Source organism: Novipirellula caenicola, from assembly GCF_039545035.1.
Classification (GTDB): Bacteria; Planctomycetota; Planctomycetia; order Pirellulales; family Pirellulaceae; genus Novipirellula; species Novipirellula caenicola.
The window spans coordinates 815,584-838,095 of record NZ_BAABRO010000002.1 but is presented as its reverse complement, the minus strand read 5'-3'; the positions used below and the strand labels follow the sequence as shown (position 1 = coordinate 838,095).

Genomic DNA, 22,512 nt, shown 5'->3' with positions numbered 1-22,512 from the left:
CGATCAAAATCGCAGAGCCGGAGGATAAGCGAATGGCTAGCAGGCTGATTCGAAATCAGTTGCCCGGAAACGGGTTGCGGGTTCGAGTCCCGTGTCCTCCGCTTTAAAAGAAAACGCCCCGTGAGACCATGTGTTTCGCGGGGCGTTTTTTTGTTGGCACCGAATTTTTATCGGCAGCCGTTCGTCGCCCGGATGCCTGGGCGTCCCCACCATCCTCTTCCAGCTTCCCGAAACGGGAATCATTCCCTCTCTGCCCGCGGCGATCCAGCGCGACTCACGCAGGCGGCTTGGAAAGCCGTGCGACGGTCACCCGACTGAGACAGCAAGGAGGACTGGGGTGATCGTGCCGGTTTTGGCGGCTTAGGGGACGTGCGTTGCCAATTTGCAACGGTTGTAGCGTCAAATAAACAGACCAGGATAAATGGCGAATTTAGCCGTCGCCACAGCGAGCAAAAGTGTGTTTTTTTCGGTGTTTTGACTACTTTTTTCTCAAGTCTTGCCTACTCTTGAAGGTGGAACCTAAACATGCGATTGATTGCGGGGGTGTGCTAGTACCACGCCTGGATCGGAATTGGTACAAAAAATGTACCGACATGCCCTCATCAAAAGCTCCATACAGTTGATCCACACAGTGACTGATCTACGCAGTGACTGATCCATACAGTGACTTCGTCCTTCGAACGAAAATAATCATGAAACGACGACTCTTCTTAACGACTCTCCTGTTCGCAACCGCTTCGACTTGGTCGGCTGCGAATGTGGAAGCTCAGGATGCGTGCTGTTTTGAACCCACTTACCGGCTGCAGTGCGAAACCGTCATGCAACCCGAGACGGTTCAGCGGTTTCGGCTGACCTATGAAACCAGTTACGTCGAAGAGGAAGTTACAAGTTATCGCCCGGTGCTGAAGACGCGGACCGAGGAACGTGAATACAAGGTCGCCAAACCGGTCGTCGAAACCAATTACCGCGAAGAGCGATACACGCTTTGGAAACCCGTGGTCGAGACTTCGTATCGCGATGAAACCGTAACCCAAACTCGTTACGTGACCGAAACGTCCGAGCGAGAAGAACAGTACACGACCTATAAACCCGTCGTGGAAACCAGCTATCAACAACAACAGTACGCGGTGCAGCGGCCCGTTACCGAAACGCAGTATTACGAGCAAAAGTACGCGGTTCAGCGACCGGTCACCGAAACACAGCTGCAGACTCAGCAGTACACCACGCTGCGTCCTGTCACGACGATGCAAACGCAAACCGTCGATGCCGGTGGCTATGTTGCTCAGCAAGTCGTTACGCCGGGCCAACTGCAATATGGCACTCAGTACATTCCAAACGCGTATGCAACCCCAGGTCCGCTAGGCATCTTTGCTCGTGTTCGTGGTGCCTATGCGGTCACACCGATGGTCACGCCACCCACTGTGCAAACCCAAATGGCGTATCGGCCGAACTACATCCAACAACAAGTCGCCCAGACGAGCTACGTGCCTCAGGTGCAACAGGTGCAAGTTCCGGTTCAAGTGCAACGCATGCAAACCGAAGTTGTGACCCAAAAAGTCCCCGTCCAAACGACTCGCATGGAAACCGAGATGGTGACGCAAAGCGTCCCCGTCCAAACCACTCGCATGGTTCCCACGACCGAGGTTCGCAAGATCCCTGTGGTCGTTCAGCGTCCGATCACCGAAACCACCACTCGCAAGGTCCCCGTTGAGCAAAAGCGCTGGGTCGCCGAAGAACAAGTGCGAAAGGTGCCAGTGCAAACGACTCGCATGGTCTACGAAACACGGCGCGAGCCTGTGGAAGTGCAGTACTACGAACAGGAAGCCTACACTCACAAAGTCCGTCGCCCTGTGACGATGCAAAAGTATGTGCCGTACACCGAAACACGTATGGTACCAAAACAAGTCGTTCAGCGGGTTCCGCTGTCCTACTACGATCCGTTTAGCCCCGCGATCGTTAGCGGCTATTCGTCATTCTCGGTGCCAAGCACGATCAGCAGCACGCCGATCATCACCACTCCGTCGGTAAGCTCGCCATCGGATTCTCAACCAACCGAAGCACGTCGCCCGGCGGATGAAGATTCCAACGGTCACTCGGTGCTGTCGCCGCCGAAGGACGATAGCGAGATGGACGAACCCAAAACGCGATTGAAGAGTATCGAAATCGGCCCTCCCACCAATTCGCCAAGCGATGCGAACTCGAGCGACACCGATTCAAGCGACGACGCGGATTCGAGTTCCGATTCGGCGATCGATCCCGAGGACGAAGAAATGCTGCCGGCACCGTCACTGAACGCAAGCGAGGCAGGGTTCCGGATCAAGTGGAATCCCGTCTACGCTCGCGAAACCTAATTCGGCAGTCACAATTCGTTGCCGATTTGATCGGGGGCTCTTCAAGCGGCTTGTAGCACGCCGTGACTGGTTTCCAGCAGACCATCTTGCATGCGATAGCACACGTCTGCTTTTTCTGCGATCGCGTCATCGTGCGTGATCATCACGATTGTCAGGTTTTCTTGTTGGTTTAAATCCACCAACAAGTTGAGGATCGATTCGCCTGTTTCGGTATCCAGGTTCCCTGTCGGCTCATCGGCAAGCAGCAGCGAAGGATCGGTCATCAACGCGCGGGCAATTGCCGCACGCTGCATCTCTCCGCCACTCATTTCCGCCGGACGGTGGGTGGATCGGTGGGCGAGCCCGACGCGATCGAGCATCTCTTCGGCACGGCGGCGAATTTCTTTGCGGTTGCGGAAATAGCCCAACAAACTCTGGCTGATCATCATCGGTGCCAACACGTTTTCGAGTGCCGTCAACTCGGGCAGCAAATGATAGAACTGGAAAATGATTCCGATGTCATGGTTGCGATACGAATCGCGTTCGGCTCGCGAGGCGTTGTCGATCCGCTTGCCTTGGAAATAGATCTCTCCGGCATCGGGGGTGTCCAATGTAGCTAACAGATGCATCAGCGTGCTTTTGCCGCTGCCGGATCGTCCCACCAACGCGTTGATCTTGCCCGCGGTGATATCGACGTCAACGCCGCGAAGCACGGGGACTTCGATCTTGTTTTTGTGATAGCTCTTGTAGATGCCGCTTGCTTGAAGGACAAATTCAGCGTTCATGTGGGAGTCTTCTGAGGAGGGAGGGGCAAAAAGGCGTCGGACACCCTTTTTCTTATTCGAAGCGAAGGGCTTTGACCGGATGCATACGAGCGGCCCGCAGTGCCGGCAAAACGCTGGCAAGCGCCGCGATCGCAACCGCTCCCGCCATCACCCAGCACAATGTGAACGGATGGATGATCGTGGGGATCTCGGTGAAGTAATACACGGTCGGATCAAAGACCTCTTGCCCGGTGACTTTTTCGATCACCGCCGCAATCTCGTTGATCTTGCTGACAAAAATCAATCCGCCGATCAGCCCCGCACCACTGCCGACAAACCCCAGCAGCAGTCCGTAGCTTAGAAAGATGCTCATCACTCCCTTGCCCGAGGCTCCGAGCGCTTTCAAGGTTCCGATGTCGCGAGTTTTTTCGACCACGATCATAAAGAAGGTGGCCAGGATGCCGAATCCAGCAACGGCGATGATCAAGAACAGCAGGATATTCAAGATCGTGGTTTCCAATCGCACCGCAGCCAGCAGCGGTCCTTGCATGTCACGCCACGTTTGGATGTTGTAGGCGAACATGTCTGGTGGGAAGCGGCGACGAAGCGCGTCACGCACTTCGTTCAAGTTCGCACCTTCGATCAGCTTTAATTGAATGGTGGTTACGCTGCGGGTTCCGGTTTGCGGATCGATCATGCCCCGGAACGTTTGCAGTTGATCGAGACGACAAAACGCAAACGTGCTGTCGTATTCGCTCATACCCGATTCATACAAATCGACAACGGTGAATTTTTGATTGACGACCTTGGTGTTCTCAGATGCATTTGGAAACATCATCCGTACATCGTCGCCAGGGCGGCAATAGTAATGATCGCGAACGACATCGTCGGCGTCCCGCATCTTGCTGCTGCAGGTCGAAATCCCAAGGATGATGCCAGGATATTGCTCTTCGGCCGGATTGAATACTTTGGGGGCTTCGCCACCGCTGTCTTGTAGCAGTTCAGGCGAAAAGACGGCCGAAAACGTCGGCTCATCCTGACTCGGGGCTGCGGCTGGCGAAGTCGTGGGTTCTGAACCAGCGGACGTGTTATCGCTGGCCAATTGAGGCGTGGTCTGCTGAGTTTGTTTTGCTTTCAAAGCGTCGATGCGGTCACGTTCAAACTGCAGCGCTTTTTCGTAGGCGGCACGGGCGCGGCGATAACGCCATCCGGATGCAGGAAAGCCATCGCGGTCCGGCGCAAAACCGTCTTCGCGAAGATCAAAGCTGACGCCGGTTTGGTTTTCCGGGTGCAGCAGGAATTGCCCAAACTGGCTGACGGTGTTGTACGTTTCGGGGTCGAGTCCGACGAGATTGACGTGCCGGGCAATTTGTTGCCCGTTGAAATCGATCCCCAGCATACTGGGGACATGCACGCTGACCGAGGCGCCGGCGATTTGGTCACCACACACCTTATTGATCTCGCGCAAATGCCCTTCGGGATCAGGCATCCCACCGCTGGCGTGGCATTCGATCAGGATGTCCGACGCCAAACCGTGCAGCCGATCATGCATTTCGGCTGAAAACCCCGCCATCACACTGTTGACCACAATCAGCGTGGCGACGCCGAGCGTGACACTGATGATCGAAGCTAACGCGATATAACGAGTCCGCAAGTAGCGAAAACAGAGCAACCAACGATACATAGCCGTTCCTTCGGCGGGGAATTTACAGGCATCCTTCCTGAATCTTCGCAGTCTAGAGCAACAGGGTGGTTAGCGTAAACGTCAATCGGAGGCGGTTTCACGCGACTTCCGCAATCCAGGGTGACACCGCTATACTTTTCAGCATGAAACAACGCAATGATTCGAATCGACGCAAGAAAAACGTCACTTCCACCTCCGCACGCGGTGGCTCTGGAAAACCGCGATCCGCTGGACGGTCACGCTCGGAGCTGAAAAGCAACAAGGCCAACGCGACAAAATTGCGGGTCATCGGCGGCGATATGCGAGGACGCCACATCTTTTATCACGGCGAGGCGTTCACGCGGCCAATGAAAGATAGCGTTCGTGAGAACCTGTTCAATATTCTTGGACGAGCCGTTCGGGGGGCAATCGCATTCGATTTGTTTGCCGGCACCGGAGCGTTGGCAATCGAATCGATCAGCCGCGGCGCGGTCGAAGCCGTGGCGATCGAGCAATCCAATCGCGCCGCCGGGCATATCCGCGAAACCAGCAAATCGCTGGGCATCGAATCCAAAATGAAAGTCCTGGTGGGCGATGCATTCCGCTGGAGCGAAACTTCGCTGGTCGCTCCCGAAGACCCCGACGATCCCAAGATTGGCGTCCCCTGGATCGTCTTTTTGTCGCCTCCCTATGTGATGTGGGAAGAAGAACTCGACAAGCTCAATGCCGTGATCAACCAAGTGCTACGGCAAGCGCCCCCCGGCAGCGTGCTGGTCGCCGAGACCGAAGATACGTTTGACGCGACGCGATTGCCACCAGGCGAATGGGACCTCCGCGTGTACGGCAACGTCCAGTTGGCATTTATCGAGCCGGCGACCCAGTGCGGGCTAAGGTGCTAAGCGAGTCGCCGCAGCTAAATTGCAGTTCGCCGTTTTGGCCAACCCTGGAAAAGCCTTTCGTAGCGAAACTCGTCAAGAGTTTCGGGGGGGCATACGTTAATCGAACGAAACTCGTCAACGGCTTGTTGAATTAATCCAATTGCAAATCGAAATGGTGAGCCGTGGGCCGTGAGACACCGGGTAACGCGTGGGACCCGGCCGCTGACGCGTCGCGGCTCATTAAATCAACAAGCCGTCAAGAGCTTCGTGGTCATTCGTTAATCGAACGAAAGTCGTTGACGGCTTGTTGATTTAATGAAGTTTCCTTCGGCGAGGGGTGCAGGATGGACTTTCTAGTCCGTCGATGACGTATTCGACGGACTCGGAAGTCCATCGTACGACTAAAACAACAAGCCGCCCGCGACTTCCGCTACGCTGCACGCGCATAAAAAATGCTCGGCCTCCCCCCGAAGGCCGAGCATTAAACTTCTTAACGCTTTGATCATGACTGCGCCGGGCGAGTCAGCGGCTTTGCTGGCGATCGTCTTGAACCGAAAACACCGGCTCCCGATGGTTCAAAGACGATTCGTCAAGCCACTCGCGTGACGCAGACTTGATTAAGACGATGCCAAGAAGTCCCGCTTTGAAAGTGCGGCGGTTAACAAGCCAAAGTTAAAGTCTTCGGCCGATGTCTGCTCATCTAATCCCAGCGATGCAAACACATTGTCGACGTCATTGATCGTCGACGTGGCGTTGGTTCCGGCTTGCTCGCCACCATCTCGCAAGTTCGATGGACGATCAATTCGTTGCAAACGATACGCCGACCCCGCTAACAAATTCTCAAACGAGTACTGTCCGTTGGCGTCGGTTGTGTCCGTCAAATTGACGGTGTTGCCAAACGCGTCGGTTCCAGTCAATTGGATCTGCACCCCTTGGACGGGTGTTTCGCCCGCATCAAAGACGTTGTTGTTGTTCGCATCGACAAACACGAACCCGTCGATTCGCGATGTCGCCGGATCAACGTCGGTGGTGGCGGTTGCGGTGTTGTTGGCTGTATTCGAATCACTTGTCGACGAGCTGACTGTGACCGTGTTGACTTGGTCCGCAGTGACGCCTGTATTCACCGTCGCATTGATCGTGAAGCTGAAACTGGCTCCCGATGCAAGCGTACCACCGTTCACGGTCACCACCCCATTGGTAGCGGACAACGTGGTGTTATTGGGGCCGGTGCCACTGACAAAGGTGACTCCCGCCGGCAGCGTGTCGACGGCTTGTACCGATGCCGCAGGCGACGGGCCATTATTGGTTACCGTGATCGTGTATTGAAGCGAATCTCCGATTTCGGCGTTGGCCTTGTCCACCGTCTTGGTCACGACGATATCGGCAACCGGAGTGACCGTGATCACGGCGTCGTCGCTGTTGTTCGTGACGTCGTTCTCACCGTCGGCCGACAGATCGGGCACTTGAGCGGTATTCACGATCTGGCCGCTGGCGGTTCCATTGACCGTAAACGTCAACGTCGCTGTCAACGCGTTGCCAGTCCCGGCGAGCACGTCCATCGCTGGGAAGGTGATGTTCGATCCAGTCAACGTCGCAGCTTGGCCGTTCATCGTGCCGCTGACGAAGGTCAATCCGGTCGGGACCGCGTCACTGAGCACGACGTCGCTAGCGAGGCTCGGTCCTTCGTTGGTCACGGTAACCGTGTACGTCACCGTGCTGCCCGGTGCCGGGGTGGCATTGTTGACCGTTTTGTCGACGATGATGTCGAAATCGGGTTGAACCGTGACAGCGGCAGTATCCGAGTTATTGGTGATGTCGTTTTCACCTGCTGCAGCCATATCCGGAACACTTGCGGTGTTGGTGATTTGGCCAGTCGCTCCCGCGTTTACCGTGAAGGTCAACGTGGCGACCTTGGCATTGGCAGTTCCGCTGTCGATGGAAACACCAGGGAACGTCACGATCCCGTTGGAAAGCGTTCCCGCGACCCCATCGAGCGTTCCGCTGACGAACGTCAATCCCGTCGGGACAACATCGGTCAGCACGACGTTGGTGGCCGCACTTGGGCCTTCGTTGGTCAATGTTACGGTGTAGACGATGGTTTCATTTGGCCTGGGCGTTGCGTTATCGACGGTCTTGTCGACAACCACGTCAAAGTCCGGATCGATGGTTAACGTGGCGTTGTCCGAGTTGTTGGTGACGTCGCTTTCGCCATCGGCGGACATATCAGGAACACTCGCCGTGTTGACGATTTGTCCTGTTGCGTCGGAGTTGACCGTGAAGGTCAGCGTCGCCGTAAGCGCATTCGCTGTTCCATTGTCGATCGAAACCGCAGGGAACGAGACGGTGCTTCCGTTCAGCGTTCCGGCTTGACCGTTGAGCGTGCCGCTGACGAACGTCAATCCCGCAGGCACCGCATCGCTAAGAACAACGTTCGTCGCGGTGCTTGGCCCATTGTTGGTCAACGTCACGGTATAGGTGACCGTGTCGTTGGGCTGAGCATTGGTGACGTCAGCCGTCTTGTCCACGACGATGTCGAAAACCGGCATGACGGTGATGGATGCGTCGTCCGAGTTGTTGGTGATGTCATTTTCACCATCGGCCGACATGTCCGGTACACTCGCGGTATTATCGATCGTACCGCTGGCGTCTGAATCGACCGTGAACGTCAACGTCGCAGTGACCGCGTTGGCGACTCCGCTGGCGATCGAGACGCCTGGGAATGTGATGTTGCTGCCGGTGACGGTTCCATTGGTGCCATTCATGACTGCCGAAACCAGCGTCAAGCCACTAGGAATCACGTCGGTCAGAACGACGTCGTCGGCAGTGCTGGGGCCGTCATTGGTCAGCGTGACCGTATAGACCACCGTGTCGCCTGGACGCACCGTGGTCACATCTGCGGTCTTGTCGACCACGATGTCAAAGTCCGGAGTCACCGTGATCACGGCATCATCCGAGTTGTTGGAGATGTCGTTTTCACCATCCGCCGACATGTCCGGCACGCTGGCGGTGTTCGTGATTTGGCCGACGGCCAACGCATCGACGGTGAACACCAAGGTCGCGGTCACGGCATTGGCCGCACCGGCGCCGACAGTGATTGCAGGGAAGGTCACGGTGGAACCGCTGAGCGTTGCAGCGTTGCCATTCATCGTACCGCTGACAAACGTCAATCCCGTCGGAACGATGTCGCTAAGCACCACCCCGTCGGCCGAACTAGGACCGTCGTTGGTCAGGGTTACGGTATACGTCACCGTGTCGGTGGGCTGGACGGTTGCGTTGTCGACCGTTTTGTCCACGACGATATCAAAGTCAGGATCGACAATGACATCCGCATCGCTGCTGTTGTTGGAGGTGTCAAAATCGAATTCCGCTCCCGTAACCGTCGCGGTGTTGGTGATGTTGGTCAATCCATCCACGTCCACCGTCGTCACGACTTGAAAGGAAAGCTGGCCGCTGGCAGGGATTGTTCCCAAAATGACTTCGAGGCTCGATCCGTTGACATTTTGTGACATGCCCGCGGGACCGTTTTGCGTCCGCACAAAAGTCAAACCGCTTGGAATGACGTCTTGAACGCGAACATCGGTCGCGGTTAAAGGTCCGTTATTGGTAACAACAATGTCAAAGACCGCGGTGCTGCCCGCGGTGACATTCGACGGCGGAGCCCCTTCGAGTGTTTTGCTGATATCGAGATCAATCTGCGGAACGACACCAAAGTCGAGAGTCGAGTTTGTGTTGGCATCGTCACCGTCATTGGTCGGTTCGGTTCCACTGGCAAGCGTGATGACGCCGCTCGCGATGCCAGCACCTGTAACGCCGGTTCCATTGTCATCGGAATCAACGTCGTCGTCGGGGTCGGCTGCGGGATCGTTCCCCGTGCTCGAAGCGAACCCGACCAACGGGCCGCCTGCATCAAACATCGATTGTGGAATTACGACAAAGTAGTTGCCGGGAACGATATTGGCAAACGAATAGGCGCCGCTGGACGTGACGGTCGTTGCCACAGGAGTATCGGTGCCCGCTGTTTGGCCTTCTTGGTACAATTCGACCGTGATCGGATTGGTTACCAGCGGCTCGCTTGCATCGCGAACTCCGTTGTTCTGGTCAGGGGCCGTACCGTTATCGACAAAGATTTCTCCGGCAAGTGCGAGCGGCTGAATGTTCGCCAGATTGGTCACTTGTGCATCGGGACGCAGGGCTTCGACGATCGAAACTCGAATGTCGTTGTCACCGGTCAAGTTGCTCAATGCTTCGATCGCACCGACATTGCGGAAATCGGCTCCCGTTCCGCTGGCTACCGTGAACGAATCAAATCGAACAAAGGTCTCTAGAAAGCTGGTGGCGTCCACCGGGACTGGCACCACGGTTTCGGAATAATTGGTCGCATCGGTGTAGACGCGAATCGTCAATTCTTCCCCCGCATCCGCCGCACGCGTCCGTACGAACAATCCAGCACCTGGATACGCACGCTGCGTCCCCGAGGGATCCAGCGGATCCAACGGCAACTCACCTGACAGCGAAACGCCACCCAAGCCAACGGCATCCAATGTGATGTCGTTGTCGATACCGTCGTACTGCACCAACGCAGTGCCGACACCGCCACCACCCGAGGAGATGGTCAGCGCGTCTTGGCCTGTGTCGACTTCGACCAAAATGTTGCCTGATCCGCTCGTGCGGACGGCTTGGATGTCACGGCTGCCGCCGATCGCTTCGGACGCATTGGTTGAATCGGTGTTGGTAGGATTTGTTGCATTCGCTAGTACCGAAACCGCAGTCGTCGCGAAATCGTCAATCAACTGTGTTCGAATCCCGTCGTCATCCGTATCGCTAATCGTGATCAACACGGGATCCGGAGCGGTTTGCCCGGGCACTGCACTTTGAACGACAAAGTAGTCACCCGGTGAAAGGCCTTCGAAACGAAATTCGCCTGGAACCTTGACTGGTTGGCCAACACCGGCGGGCGTCGAGTTATCGGTGATGTCGGTCGACACCAATGGGTCAGCATTGGCTCCGGTCGTCACCAGTGTTCCGGTGTTCCCCGTCCCGCTGTCACGGAACAATTGGACCTGGACGTCTTCGAGTCGTACTTCGCCTACATCCAATTGACCGTTGCCATCGGCGTCAGTAAACGCAATCCCGCTGATCGCCCCCAAATCCGAAGCCATCAACTCACGGCGTGCCAAATGTTCCAACAACAAACGGCGATTCGACTTCTTGCGGGTGACGTTTTTTGATTTGCGACCGAGACGGTTGATAAGTCGTTCAAAGACCATCATCGTTGTCCTGTTGGGGGCGAAACGCCGCGGGCATCGTCTCGACGTCATCGGTCGGTGGACGGTGCCTGGGCATCGAACGGTTGATTTTGCTGGCGCGCAATGGATGAGTCATCACAGCGCGATGTGTACAAAGTTATCGGATGTCCATTGCAGTTCGCTTGACTGTTACCGCCAAAATCGAACCTCACAGCCTCGGTTGCAGCGGGCAACTCCGCCGTCAGCAGAGCCCTACCAACGGTATTCCAAGCCGGCGTTGATTCCTTGAGCCCAGTAATCAACCGAGTCGAATGCGAAACCAGGTCGCGCGGCCCCCGTTAACGGGTCCTCGGCCGGTGCCAATTGGCTTGGGTTTAGGTCACGCGAGATCTGCTCTCCGGGACGGACCACGTTGGACCAGTACAGGAACGTGTAACCGACCATCACCCGCCAGTTCTTGTTCAAACGGTAGCCAAGATTGATATCAAACTCGGGAACCACTGCGAATTCATCGCGTTTGTACGTTCCAATGTTCGACGCTTGAGCTAGCAAGCCGCCTTGGTAAGTCTGGCTGCCCGCTGCGGTCGGGTCACCCGAAATTGTGGTTTGACCATTGATCGAAACGGTTTGGTGAGTTGTCCCCAAAGCCAGACGAATGGTGCTGTCGAGCGTCCAATTGCCACGATTCTGAGTGTAGAACCAACCAAGGTCGACGCCATTGAACTGGTTTCGAGTTCGGAAACTATCATTGATATCAAAGTTGCCGACAGGGTTGATTCCGGTCAAACGCTCTTGGATGACCACGCCTTCGGTAAGTTGCAAGTGACGGTATCCGATCAACGCTTCGGTACGTGAGCAGAATTGTTGCGGGCAACCAAACAATCCCCATGTGTTGCAGCCTTCGTTAGAAGCTCGCAAGTTGCGAAAGTGGAAGCCGGCACCGAGCAATTCGCTTTCCGCTACCGCCGATACCGAACCCGAAACACGAACGTTTCCCGTACCGCCAAAAGCGACCAATTCCGAGTCTTCACGAGCACTGCCGGTCGTCGGATTCACATTGAAAAAGGGGCGAGCCAAAACGGGGTCGCCATTGCTGTTTGCGAAGAACGATTCGCTTTCGCTACCAATTTTGAAGTATTCACCGGCGATCGCCCAGGTGTGACAGCGGTCCAACCACAGCCCCATACGCAAGCGGCCACCATCGAATTGATCCGTCAAAACCTCGTCGCCGCCAAACAGGATACGCGTGGTCGATTGACCAAGGACACCGGCTTGAGCTTGAGCCACGTTGGCATCGGTGCTTGTCGTCACCAGCGGAGGCAGACTCATGCCGTCTTGCCACCACGATAGATATTCAAACGAAACCCAGCCGTCTTGCGGAACGCACAGCGTCACGCAAGGACGCCAACCATTGGCTCCGCACGGTTCCTCGCATGCACCATAACCGCAGCTGCCCATCGAATCGCAGCCGCCATCACAGCTCATCGATCCGCAACCACATCCAACGCCGCCGGGCATGGCGTCGCACGCCACCGAGCCGCCGTGGAAGGGTTCCAATTCGACATAGCCGTCGCTAGGACCGTGAATGATCGGTTCTTCGATAATCGAATGCGGTGGGTAGGATGGATCGATCACCTCATGACCGGTTTGCTGAACATGACTCGCCTGACGAACAGCCGAGTTGCTAGCAGCCGGTGAGGTCTTCTTGGCAGTTGTTTGGGAAGCCGATTTGCTTGCACTAACGAAGCCCGCATCGGCGTCGGTCAGATTAGACTTTCGCACTGGCTGCCAATTCGCTCGTGCAGTTCGCTCGTTCTTGCGAAGTGTACGTTGGCTTGAGCTGGTGGTCTGAGCGTCGGCGTCAGTCGCGAGCAGCGTCCCCAACATCAACGTGGCGACGAAAAAGGAGAGTTGTCTAACGGAAGGCATTGGCTTCACCAATTAGGATCCTGGAAAGCGAAACGCAAGCAACCTGACTACAAGCTTTACAGGTCGCCAGCGAATCATCGCTGAAGTGGTATCACCCCCCCGGGTTAACCATTGTTCCCATGGACGCCGAGCACGCTCGGTCCAGGAACAGGTCGTTCCTTAGCGATATCGACCCGAACGACAGAAACACTAAAGCCAATTCCGGAAAAACCGAAAAAATCCTCAGAGTCAGCCTAACCGGTAAAGTTTAACAGGAGGTTGATCGTGAACTTGGTGCGGCCAACCAGACTTCACCCTCCTTGTGGGAGGGTCGGCCGCACGAAGCGGCCGGGGAGGGTTGGTGGCACTACACAGGCATCGTCCATTTCTAACACCGCGAGCCCCACCCAGAGCCGGCTACCGCCGACTCTGACCTCCCCAAAGGGGAGGTAAAGCGGAGTTCACCCTCCCTCCGGGAGGGTCGGCCGCAGGATGCGGTCAGGGAGGGATGGTGACTTCTCGCTTGCACCGACCACTTCCAACACCGCCCCCCCCAAGAAACCAAACAACCAAAACTCATTGCGTCTCCGACGTGCTCTGGTGTTTCGTGCGGGATTTAATGAACGCGAACAACGCTTCGGCCAGTTCGGCCGCGGTTTGGTAGCGATAATCCACCGACGGATGGAGCGCCCGCAACATGATACGCTCGAGCGTTTTACTGAACGTCGACTTGACCTTGGTAGGGCGACGGACGGGCCCATGCGCGATCTCGGCAATCGTCTGCTGACGATCCTGGGCAGTGATGTGATGCGGATGCTGTTTCAACAGCAACATGTACAAAATGATCCCCACCGAGTAGATGTCGCTGCGTTGATCCAGTGACGCGATTTCGCCGCGGGCCTGTTCCGGCGACATGAACAACGGAGTGCCAACAACACATCCGTCCACGGTGCGTGACAGATCTTCGCTGGGCGCCACAAACATCGATTTGCCCAACCCAAAATCGACGAGCTTAGGCTCTCCCGATTCGGTCACCATGATATTAGACATTTTTACATCGCGGTGGATGATGCCACGCTCATGAGCGTGTTGCAGCCCCATGCAAACTTGGGCGATCAGCCGAATCACCGCCAACGGGGCGAGTTGATGTTGACGAACGTACTGGTACAACGTCCCTCCGTTGACCAAGTCCATTGCGTAATAACCGAGTGTCGAATCGATATGGCTATCGTAGATTTTGGCTAGGTAGGGATGATCGAACTCTTGCATCACCTTGATTTCATTGGCAAATCGGTTGAACACTTTTTCCGTTGCCAAATCGACTCGCAATACCTTCAGTGCCACCGGTCGCTGAGTGGCCACTTGCACTGCTTCCCAAACGGTCGCAAAGGCGCCTTGGCCGAGGACTTGCTTGACTTCGTAACCCTCCACTCTTGGCCGTGACCATCCTTCCGGTGGAATCGCTTCGATGATTCGTCGTGCTGCCGTGAGTCGCCGTTTTAGAAGATCCAAATCGGCTGGCTTGGTCATGTACTCATCCGCACCTGCATCCAACCCCGTGACGACGTCCTCTTTGGTATCGCGACCGGACAACAGCATGACGTAGGTGTACGGTCGCGCTGAGTCTTCTTTGATGCGGCGGCAAACTTCGATGCCATCAACTTTGGGTATCTGCCAATCCAACACGGCGATGCGAGGCGCATCATCGCTTGCGAGATGTCGCAGCGCCTCTTCACCGTCTTCGGTAACCACAGGAACAAATCCCCATGACCGGACGTTGGTCTGGATCACCTTTAACCACAACGGATTGTCTTCTGCAATCAATAGCTTCATGCCGCATATTGTATCGCATGCCATCCAATGCAAGCAGTAGCAATTCGTTGAATTCGATGTCGAAGTTCTAGACGTCGTCCACCGCAACATGCCCCGAGCAAGAGCAGAGTGAGACACGGCGAAATCAAATCGATAGCGCGGTGGGGTGACATGATTAGCCGGATGCCGTCGGCTTCGAGGTCCACCGGACGAGTCGCAGAATCCATGCCTACCGTTTTATTCGGTATGCTCTTCCGCCAAATAGTCGTTCAACGCGTTGGACAATCCGGCAGTCATCCGGCAAACCACTTGGAACTGAGTTTCGACGTGACGAAGTTCGTTTCGCTCGCCCATCTTCTCCAGTCTCAAAACTTCCTCGATACACCCAGACGCTCCAAACAACGCGACGGATCCTTTGAACACATGCGCCGCTGATTTGATCATCTGACCGTCGCGTGCTTCGACCGCATCGGCAATGGCCGACAGCTGGCGACGCGATTCAATTTGAAACATCTCAATCAACTTGCGTACAAACACACGATCTCCACCCGTGTTCTGCAACATTGCATCACGATCAAAATCAACCGAATCAGTGCCTGGTTTGTCCGGCAACACGCTGTCTCTCTTTTTTCTACTATTTAGGATTGATTCAATCGCCACACGCAACTCGGTCATCGAAACCGAACTCAGCAACCGGTGCCGAATCCAATCCGTGGATGGTTCGGAGGGCTCAGGATTATCATCGGCAGCCGCCACTAGGATAACCGGTACTTTGCCGATGGTTGGGTCGTTCTCGATTTGTTGAACCCATTCACGCCCCATTTCCTCTAAAACGCCCGCACTTAGCAGCACCAAATCGTACTCGGCTCGGGCTTCTTTGACACGCCGCAATTCGCGGACCAGCGTCTTGCCGCTGGCGCAGGGAATTGTCGACAGCGACCACTGCGACAATCGATCGCACCACCATTGCGATTGGACGAGATCGTCGCCCACCACCAACACGTTTCGGCCCCGGAATTTTGAGATACATTGCCTCCTTTAGGCATCGCTCCGCCGTGCTTGTTCGGCATAGATTCGCAATTGTTCGATCAACGTCCCCAGCTCGCGTGCGGCTTGAGGCAGCAGCGTATCGCAGTGCTCATTCATATCCGCAAGCGGGCCTCGCAAGTCGTCGCAAACCTTGGACACTTCAATCGTCCAGGAACGAAGTTGCCGTCGTTTGTCTTCGCAATAGCGGAGCCGGCGTTCGGCCTTCTGAACACGAGCGACCGCCTCGCTGGCGGCCGGGCGGTCTTCGGGGCGAAGTGAAGCTCGTTTGCGAGCGAGATCATCTTTGGCCTCGTTGATCTCACGCTCGGCCAATTGCAATTGATGCCGCCAATACTGAGGTTGAGTCTGCGAAAAATATTCTTCCGCACGCTGGACCATCGACCTCAATTCCTGGACCGTCTTGGACCAATCGTCCGACAACCGCACCATGCCAGCCTGCATCGCGGCAAGCGAATCGATGTTGCGGACATTACTGGCGGACATGATTGTCACCGATGATCAGAGAAATAGGGGGCGCCAATGTTCAAAAACGGCTAGCGTCCAAGGTAGGCATCAATTTGTTCTGCTTTCCGCATCAAATAAGGCACATGTTCTTCGGTCGATTGGATCAATCTCGAAATTTGACGCATCTGAGTCGTGAACTCTTCGCCAAATTTGCGTTGTTGTTCGTCACGCCACGTTTGTTCGAGTTGGTTCATTTGAGATGCAAGCATGGTCGAACGCTGCTTCATCTCTTCAGCGAAACGATGCAGGTGCGCTGCAAATTGACGCAACTGTTCGGGATCGACAACGGCTTGATTCATTACGATAGACCTTCGAGTGCAGAGACCATTAAGCGTGTTTCTTCTTTGCTGCGGCAGAGAGTTTGGCGATGTCCTGTTGGACGATCGCCAAGTGTCGTCGGTAGTGCTCGAGCGTCAGATCCAATCCAAGTCGTTCCGCGGTTTCGCACAACAGTTTCAGCGCGGCGAATCGAACCGGCAACGGTCCCACGACGGCGCGGCGAAGTCCAGCAGCACGCAGCGCTGCCATCGCTTGCACATCCTGACCGAGACTGAGTAAACACTTTCCCTTCAATAAATAAGCCTGCGGTGAAAACTCGTCATACTGCACGAGTTCATCAATCTCGTTGATCGCTTTGTCATGTTGGTCCGAATCGATGTAGGCTTCGGCTAACACCAAACGCAGGTGACGCAGCGATGGATCACGAGCCAAACGAGCGTTACAGACTTCGATGCGGCGATACGCCCAATCCTCGCGGCTTCGCTTCATCTCGCGTTCGACTTCGCTTGTCTTCAAACGCGCCGCCAAATCGCTAACCTCGCGATATTGTTGCAGCGAGCGAGCTAGCTTTGCCTCTTCCAATTCCCACAACAACGACATGTCTTCGGGAAAGATGCGTACCGCTTCGGTAAGCACGCGTTTGGCCTCGTGCGGCCGATCTTCTTTGCGATAGATCGCTGCCAATTCGCGGAACGCATCCTGATCTGTCGGGCACGATCGCAAATGGACTTCGAGTTCTTGGCGACGCTGGCGAATCAATTTTGGGTTGTCTGGCAGCTCACTCGGCGACTCGTCGACAACCGCATTTTTTCGCAAAAGTTCCTCCGGTCGCACCGGTCGCCACTGTCCGCCATCCATCGGGTTCGATTCTGTGGTGACCGCAGGACGAGTCTCGCTGGGCAAGGCAGCGGCAGCAGTACCCGACGCAGGCTCTTCGGCTGACGTACTCGGTGATCGTTCTTGATCGGATCGCTCCGTGGGTTGTGACATGCCGATCCGCACCCTTGCGATGAATTGATGAAGCGAGAGAAGATGCGTTCATTGTGATCGATTGGCAGCCTAAGAGCAACTTGCCCAATCTCGCCCGCCGCTCACGTGATCCGAAGGACTAACGGTTCTTTCGCTGGTCCGGTCGTGGTCAGAACCAATCCCCCCAATTGCTCGAGCAATCGCGGCTAGGATGCCATTTCCGGCCCCGCCGCGAGTTCCTGAATTGATGACGAGTGGTTTGCGTCTCAATGGCTAGCGATTTCTGTCACGAATGATCGCGAATTCACGCTTGCGCGGCGACCATGTTTTGCATGCTTTCGTCGACCAATCGCTCGACCCCCGGTGAATAGTCAAACACTTCGACGCTGACCCAGCCGTCATACCCCACCTTGTCCAGCGTGGCAAAAAGGGGACGGAAATCAATTTCCCCCATCCCCGGCCCCAGCAAATTAGGGTCATTTGCGTGAAAATGGATCATCCAATCCGCGTTGTCTTCAATCACCTTGGTGATCGGATCCGGCTCGGTGCTCATCGCTTTGACGTCCAAATGCAACCCAACCTGCGGGCTGCCGATCATCGCTTGCAATTCCCTCGCCTCGGCAGCGGTGTTCAAAAAATTGCCTTCTTGAGGCCCCAGCGGTTCCAACGCAATTTTAACGTCCAGCTCTTTCAACAAATCGACGCATCCGGAAATCACCTCGGCTGCATTTTCCATTGCCTGCTGCATCGTTTGCCCCTCGGTCAAATTCCGCTGCTGCGGCGACCCCAACACCATCAACCGTCCTCCCAGATCGCCACACAACTGAACCAGATCCCTCATGTAGGCCGCAGTTCGTTTGCGGGTTTCCGCATCCGGCGTGGTCAGGTGGTATCCTTCGGTTTTGGCTAACAACCAATGCAACCCGACGATCTCGAGCCCCGCCGAGGTGACGGTGTCGCGATAGGCATCACGCTGGTCCTTGCCGAACGAACGGATGTCGTCGGCCAGCATAAAGGGAGCGACCTCCCACCCTGTGTATCCCGCCTCCTTGGCATACTGCACCGCTCGCTCGAGAGGCCAATCTTGGAACGTTTCATTACAAATTGCGTAGCGTCGCGTCATTTCCATCCTACCTATCCCGGCTGAGTGAACTCGTACGAAAGTATCTTGCCGTCTGAAAAGCGATAGCGATACCCCCAGCGATACCGCGTTCAATCGCAGCCACCCCGTGGGTGCAAACGATCCAGCAAATCGCTCCTTCGGCAACCCGAAATCATCCAGTGCGGTGCTAGCGTCCTGCCATCGACGTTTGCGCGACACGGGTCGATTTGGTCGCGGAGTGTTAGCAAGGTAGATGGCGTTGGGGCCGGCCACTCAGACCGCCCGCACCGAGGCCTATTTACCCCAGTGTCCCTTGCTCGCAAATCTTTTTCCAAATTCCGACCAGATTTCTAAATCAATTTATCTTATGCTAGCAAAATTCACTAAACCTTAAACAGCAAACCACTTACGGATTTTTGGCCAGCAAAAAGGGCATCCGACGGCTTGCGAAGGGATGTTTGTAAACCATTGGCCAGTCATGACTTAACGATCAATCAAAATTCGGTTTGACACGCCTCTCGCAATCCCTAAGATTCGCGAGTCGCCCACATGTAGTGTGGTTTCGCCGCATTCGGCACTACGGGTAGTGATGGCATTAACGTTTATAGTGACACTGCGTCACGAGCTGGGATAACGGGTTGAACCGGTTAATCCCCCCGATGAACGAAAAACAGGCACCACGCTCTTGTAGGCGACAAAAGTTCATTTCTCATATCAATTTGGTGAGTATCCGACGTTTCGCGAGGATCGCGACAAAATCTTGGCGATCGGTACAAGCCCCACGGACGAACCCCTCTAGGAGTCTCAAAGCGATGGCATCGGTTCTATCTGAACGCACCCACGAAAGCTCAAGCTCGACCGCGAATGACCCTGCATTGCAGCGAGTCAACGAGCAGCACGGCGTGGAGTATGCGCGATCAAAGTTTGGCAAAAAGCTCCGCTCGCGAAACGGTGCCGATGTCTCGGAGGGGCTGAAAATCGATTCCGTTTTTTGTCCCGATGACGGAGAGACGCCGTTTGCGACAACCCGTTGGGAATTGCGAAGCGCGACGATCAAAGACGAAAGCGGCAGTGCGCTGTTCGAGCAGAACGATTGTGAAATCCCTGCCAGCTGGACTCAGCTCGCCACCAACGTCGTCGTTTCGAAATACTTCTACGGCGACCCCAAAAACCCAGGCGAGCGAGAGCGAAGTGTTCGCCAACTGATCCACCGCGTCACCCGGACCATCACCGATTGGGGACTCGAAGACGGATACTTTGATTCGCCCGAAGACGGCGAACGTTTCTATCGCGATTTGACTTGGCTTTGCTTGCATCAGCATGGTGCGTTCAACAGCCCCGTCTGGTTCAACGTCGGCCTGCATGCCCAATACAACGTTGTCGGATCCAAGTGCAATTGGCACTGGAACGAAGCCGAGCAAGACACCGCTCAACCCGAAAACCCCTACGAATATCCTCAGGGCTCGGCATGTTTCATCCAATCCGTCGATGACAACATGGAAGACATCATGCGGTTGGCGTGCAGCGAAGCGATGCTGTTCAAATTTGGCAGCGGCACCGGTACCGACTTGTCGACCATCCGATCGCAACGTGAAAAACTTTCGGGCGGCGGAACGCCATCGGGCCCGTTGTCGTTCATGCGAGTTTACGACTCGATCGCGGGCGTCGTGAAGAGCGGCGGCAAAACCCGTCGCGCTGCGAAAATGCAGTCGCTAAAGGTTTGGCATCCCGATGTCCTCGAGTTCGTCGAGTGCAAATGGAACGAAGAAAAGAAAGCTCACGCGTTGATCCGCGAAGGCTACGAGTCGAATTTCAACGGCGAAGCCTACGGCAGCGTTTGCTTCCAAAACGCCAACCTTTCGGTTCGTGTGACCGACGATTTCATGGAATCGGTTCGCGACAACAAGCGTTGGCAAACCCGCTGGGTTAGCGACAAGGTCACCGACACCCCACCCGAGTACGATGCGCGTGAACTGCTGAACAAGATGGCCGAATGTGCATGGCACTGTGGCGATCCAGGCGTTCAGTACGACACCACGATCAATAAGTGGCACACCTGCCCGAATAGCGGCGCGATCAACGCCAGCAACCCATGCTCGGAATACATGTTCCTGGATGACACCGCATGTAACCTGGCTTCGATCAACTTGATGAAGTTCGTCAGCAAGACCGACGGTACGTTCAACGTCGAGCGTTTCCGAGCGGCTTCGCGATTGTTCTTCATCGCTCAAGAAATCTTGGTCGACCACGCCAGCTACCCGACCGAGCCGATCGCTCGCAATAGCCACAAATATCGTCCTCTCGGACTCGGTTATTCGAACCTCGGCAGCGTGATCATGACGTCGGGCTTGGCCTACGATTCGGACGCGGCACGCGGTTTGTGTGGATCGTTGACCGCACTGCTGCACGGCGAAGCCAATCGCACCAGTGCCGAAATCGCGGGGGTTGTCGGACCATTCGAAGGCTACGCGTCCAACCAAGAACCGATGCTTGGCGTCATGCGGATGCACCGCGAGGCGTGTGACCAGATTCACGACGATGGTCCACCTGAGCTCAAAGAAGCCGCCCGTGAACTTTGGGACCAAGTGCTCAAAATCGGCGAGAAGTACGGCTTCCGCAACGCGCAAGCCACCGTGCTCGCTCCGACCGGCACGATCAGCTTCATGATGGATTGTGACACGACCGGAATCGAACCCGATATCGCCTTGGTCAAATACAAGCAGTTGGCCGGTGGCGGCATGCTAAAGATCGTCAACCAAACGGTTCGCTACGGACTGGAAAAACTCGGTTATGACGAAGCTCAAATCGAAGGCATTTTGGCCTTCATCGATGAAAACGACACGATCGAAGGGGCTCCGGATCTGGATCCGGAACACTTGAAAGTGTTTGATTGTGCGTTCAAACCCAACGGCGGCGTTCGCAGCATCGCATGGCAGGCTCACGTCACGATGATGGCGGCGGCTCAGCCTTTCCTATCCGGTGCGATCAGCAAGACCGTCAACATGCCGACGGACGTCACGGCCAAAGACATCGCGGACGCGTATTTCTGGGGCTGGGAACTGGGACTCAAAGCCATCGCGATCTATCGCGACGGCAGCAAGCAGTCGCAGCCGCTGAACACCAAGAAGAGCGACGAAAAGGGAGCCGCGGAAGCGGCAACCACGATCACCAAAACGATCGAAAAAGTCGTCTTCAAACCGCGTCGCGAGCGTTTGCAAGACACCCGCCAAAGCTTGACCCACAAGTTCAGCATCGCTGGTCACGAAGGCTACTTGTGCGTTGGTTTGTATCCCGATGGACGCCCTGGCGAGATCTTCATCACGATGGCCAAAGAGGGATCCACGATCGGCGGCATCATGGACAGCTTCGGCACCGCGCTTTCGATCGCACTGCAATACGGTGTGCCACTCGAAGTACTGGTGAACAAGTTCAGCCACACTCGGTTCGAGCCGATGGGGATGACCAGCAACAAGGACATTCGTATCGCCAAGAGTGTCGTCGATTACATCGCCCGATGGTTGGGATTGACCTTCATGAGTGGTCACGGTGACTATTCACCATCGGCGGTCACAAGCGAAGCGGGCGACACGACCAGCAACGGGAACGGTCCCGTTGTCGCATCGCCGAATCGGGCAACGCAGGAGTTGAAAGAAGACGCCGGAGCCGCAGTGGCGATTGTCGAACGAGCGACGTTTTTGGCAAGTCTGCAAGATTCCGGGGCCACCAATGGCAACGGACACACGCAAACCGAAACGACTGCGGCGTCCCAGGAGCAGCAGTTTGCTCGCTTCCAAATCGACGCTCCCTCGTGTGACAACTGTGGCTCGATCACGGTTCGCAACGGCAACTGCTACCTCTGTCACAACTGTGGCAACAGCATGGGCTGCAGCTAAGTCGATCGCAGCCAACGGCCCCCGGCAACCTGAGCCGCGGGCCGTCAGGCCAATAGCGCTAAATTGACATATCTAAAAAGTCGCATTTCCCCGCATGATTGTGGTGTCTAAGCC

13 protein-coding genes and 1 tRNA gene are annotated in these 22,512 nt (G+C 55.7%); 4 read left to right on the top strand and 10 right to left on the bottom strand.

Annotated elements, in window-relative coordinates; all coding sequences use genetic code 11:
- Nucleotides 1-19: 19 nt before the first annotated feature.
- Both ABEA92_RS06925 and ABEA92_RS06920 read left to right on the top strand, forming a co-directional pair.
- Nucleotides 20-101: transfer RNA gene (locus tag ABEA92_RS06925), tRNA-Ser, on the top strand.
- Nucleotides 102-692: 591 nt separating this feature from the next.
- Nucleotides 693-2,351: a hypothetical protein gene (locus ABEA92_RS06920; protein WP_345683074.1), complete on the top strand. Its 1,659-nt coding sequence runs from the start codon at nucleotides 693-695 to the stop codon at nucleotides 2,349-2,351.
- Nucleotides 2,352-2,392: 41 nt separating this feature from the next.
- Here ABEA92_RS06920 and ABEA92_RS06915 read toward each other — a convergent pair whose 3' ends face one another.
- A complete protein-coding gene (locus tag ABEA92_RS06915; RefSeq protein ID WP_345683073.1) occupies nucleotides 2,393-3,115 on the bottom strand; it encodes an ABC transporter ATP-binding protein in 723 nt (240 codons plus the stop codon).
- A 52-nt stretch (nucleotides 3,116-3,167) separates the two neighbouring features.
- Nucleotides 3,168-4,778 (bottom strand): ABC transporter permease, encoded by a 1,611-nt coding sequence (locus ABEA92_RS06910; RefSeq protein WP_345683072.1) that lies wholly within the window; start codon nucleotides 4,776-4,778, stop codon nucleotides 3,168-3,170.
- A 143-nt stretch (nucleotides 4,779-4,921) separates the two neighbouring features.
- Between ABEA92_RS06910 and ABEA92_RS06905 the strand changes: the two genes are divergently transcribed.
- Nucleotides 4,922-5,656, top strand: coding sequence for an RsmD family RNA methyltransferase (locus tag ABEA92_RS06905; protein WP_345683071.1), 735 nt, complete (start codon nucleotides 4,922-4,924; stop codon nucleotides 5,654-5,656).
- A 596-nt stretch (nucleotides 5,657-6,252) separates the two neighbouring features.
- On the opposite strand, the gene ABEA92_RS06900 is transcribed toward ABEA92_RS06905, so the two are convergent.
- From ABEA92_RS06900 to ABEA92_RS06865, 8 genes are all read right to left on the bottom strand, one after another.
- The gene (locus tag ABEA92_RS06900; protein WP_345683070.1) at nucleotides 6,253-10,905 is read right to left on the bottom strand and encodes a beta strand repeat-containing protein; all 4,653 of its coding nucleotides are present in this window, start codon (nucleotides 10,903-10,905) and stop codon (nucleotides 6,253-6,255) included.
- Between the two features lie 228 nt (nucleotides 10,906-11,133).
- Complete coding sequence (locus tag ABEA92_RS06895; RefSeq protein WP_345683069.1) at nucleotides 11,134-12,810, bottom strand: BBP7 family outer membrane beta-barrel protein; 1,677 nt, start codon at nucleotides 12,808-12,810, stop codon at nucleotides 11,134-11,136.
- 555 nt (nucleotides 12,811-13,365) lie between these two features.
- Nucleotides 13,366-14,622 (bottom strand): protein kinase domain-containing protein, encoded by a 1,257-nt coding sequence (locus ABEA92_RS06890; protein ID WP_345683068.1) that lies wholly within the window; start codon nucleotides 14,620-14,622, stop codon nucleotides 13,366-13,368.
- A 216-nt stretch (nucleotides 14,623-14,838) separates the two neighbouring features.
- On the bottom strand, nucleotides 14,839-15,594 hold the full coding sequence (locus ABEA92_RS06885; RefSeq protein WP_345683067.1) for an Hpt domain-containing protein: 756 nt from the start codon (nucleotides 15,592-15,594) through the stop codon (nucleotides 14,839-14,841).
- Nucleotides 15,595-15,639: 45 nt separating this feature from the next.
- Nucleotides 15,640-16,134: a hypothetical protein gene (locus tag ABEA92_RS06880; protein WP_345683066.1), complete on the bottom strand. Its 495-nt coding sequence runs from the start codon at nucleotides 16,132-16,134 to the stop codon at nucleotides 15,640-15,642.
- A gap of 50 nt (nucleotides 16,135-16,184) precedes the next feature.
- Entirely contained in the window at nucleotides 16,185-16,454 is a 270-nt protein-coding gene (locus ABEA92_RS06875) for a WXG100 family type VII secretion target (RefSeq protein ID WP_008692616.1), read from the bottom strand.
- A 28-nt stretch (nucleotides 16,455-16,482) separates the two neighbouring features.
- Nucleotides 16,483-17,424 (bottom strand): tetratricopeptide repeat protein, encoded by a 942-nt coding sequence (locus ABEA92_RS06870; protein ID WP_345683065.1) that lies wholly within the window; start codon nucleotides 17,422-17,424, stop codon nucleotides 16,483-16,485.
- Nucleotides 17,425-17,707: 283 nt separating this feature from the next.
- Nucleotides 17,708-18,526, bottom strand: a complete 819-nt coding sequence (locus ABEA92_RS06865; RefSeq protein ID WP_345683064.1) for a sugar phosphate isomerase/epimerase family protein — start codon at nucleotides 18,524-18,526, stop codon at nucleotides 17,708-17,710.
- A 791-nt stretch (nucleotides 18,527-19,317) separates the two neighbouring features.
- On the opposite strand from ABEA92_RS06865, the gene ABEA92_RS06860 reads away from it, so the two are divergent.
- The gene (locus ABEA92_RS06860) at nucleotides 19,318-22,398 is read left to right on the top strand and encodes a vitamin B12-dependent ribonucleotide reductase (RefSeq protein ID WP_345683063.1); all 3,081 of its coding nucleotides are present in this window, start codon (nucleotides 19,318-19,320) and stop codon (nucleotides 22,396-22,398) included.
- The last annotated feature ends 114 nt before the right edge of the window (nucleotides 22,399-22,512 follow it).

Excerpts from the sequence above, each read along its gene's own strand:
- ABEA92_RS06920 (WP_345683074.1), top strand. The coding sequence starts at position 693 with ATGAAACGACGACTCTTCTTAACGACTCTCCTGTTCGCAACCGCTTCG.
- ABEA92_RS06915 (WP_345683073.1), bottom strand. The coding sequence starts at position 3,115 with ATGAACGCTGAATTTGTCCTTCAAGCAAGCGGCATCTACAAGAGCTAT.
- ABEA92_RS06910 (WP_345683072.1), bottom strand. The coding sequence starts at position 4,778 with ATGTATCGTTGGTTGCTCTGTTTTCGCTACTTGCGGACTCGTTATATC.
- ABEA92_RS06905 (WP_345683071.1), top strand. The coding sequence starts at position 4,922 with ATGAAACAACGCAATGATTCGAATCGACGCAAGAAAAACGTCACTTCC.
- ABEA92_RS06900 (WP_345683070.1), bottom strand. The coding sequence starts at position 10,905 with ATGATGGTCTTTGAACGACTTATCAACCGTCTCGGTCGCAAATCAAAA.
- ABEA92_RS06895 (WP_345683069.1), bottom strand. The coding sequence starts at position 12,810 with ATGCCTTCCGTTAGACAACTCTCCTTTTTCGTCGCCACGTTGATGTTG.
- ABEA92_RS06890 (WP_345683068.1), bottom strand. The coding sequence starts at position 14,622 with ATGAAGCTATTGATTGCAGAAGACAATCCGTTGTGGTTAAAGGTGATC.
- ABEA92_RS06880 (WP_345683066.1), bottom strand. The coding sequence starts at position 16,134 with ATGTCCGCCAGTAATGTCCGCAACATCGATTCGCTTGCCGCGATGCAG.
- ABEA92_RS06875 (WP_008692616.1), bottom strand. The coding sequence starts at position 16,454 with ATGAATCAAGCCGTTGTCGATCCCGAACAGTTGCGTCAATTTGCAGCG.
- ABEA92_RS06870 (WP_345683065.1), bottom strand. The coding sequence starts at position 17,424 with ATGTCACAACCCACGGAGCGATCCGATCAAGAACGATCACCGAGTACG.
- ABEA92_RS06865 (WP_345683064.1), bottom strand. The coding sequence starts at position 18,526 with ATGACGCGACGCTACGCAATTTGTAATGAAACGTTCCAAGATTGGCCT.
- ABEA92_RS06860 (WP_345683063.1), top strand. The coding sequence starts at position 19,318 with ATGGCATCGGTTCTATCTGAACGCACCCACGAAAGCTCAAGCTCGACC.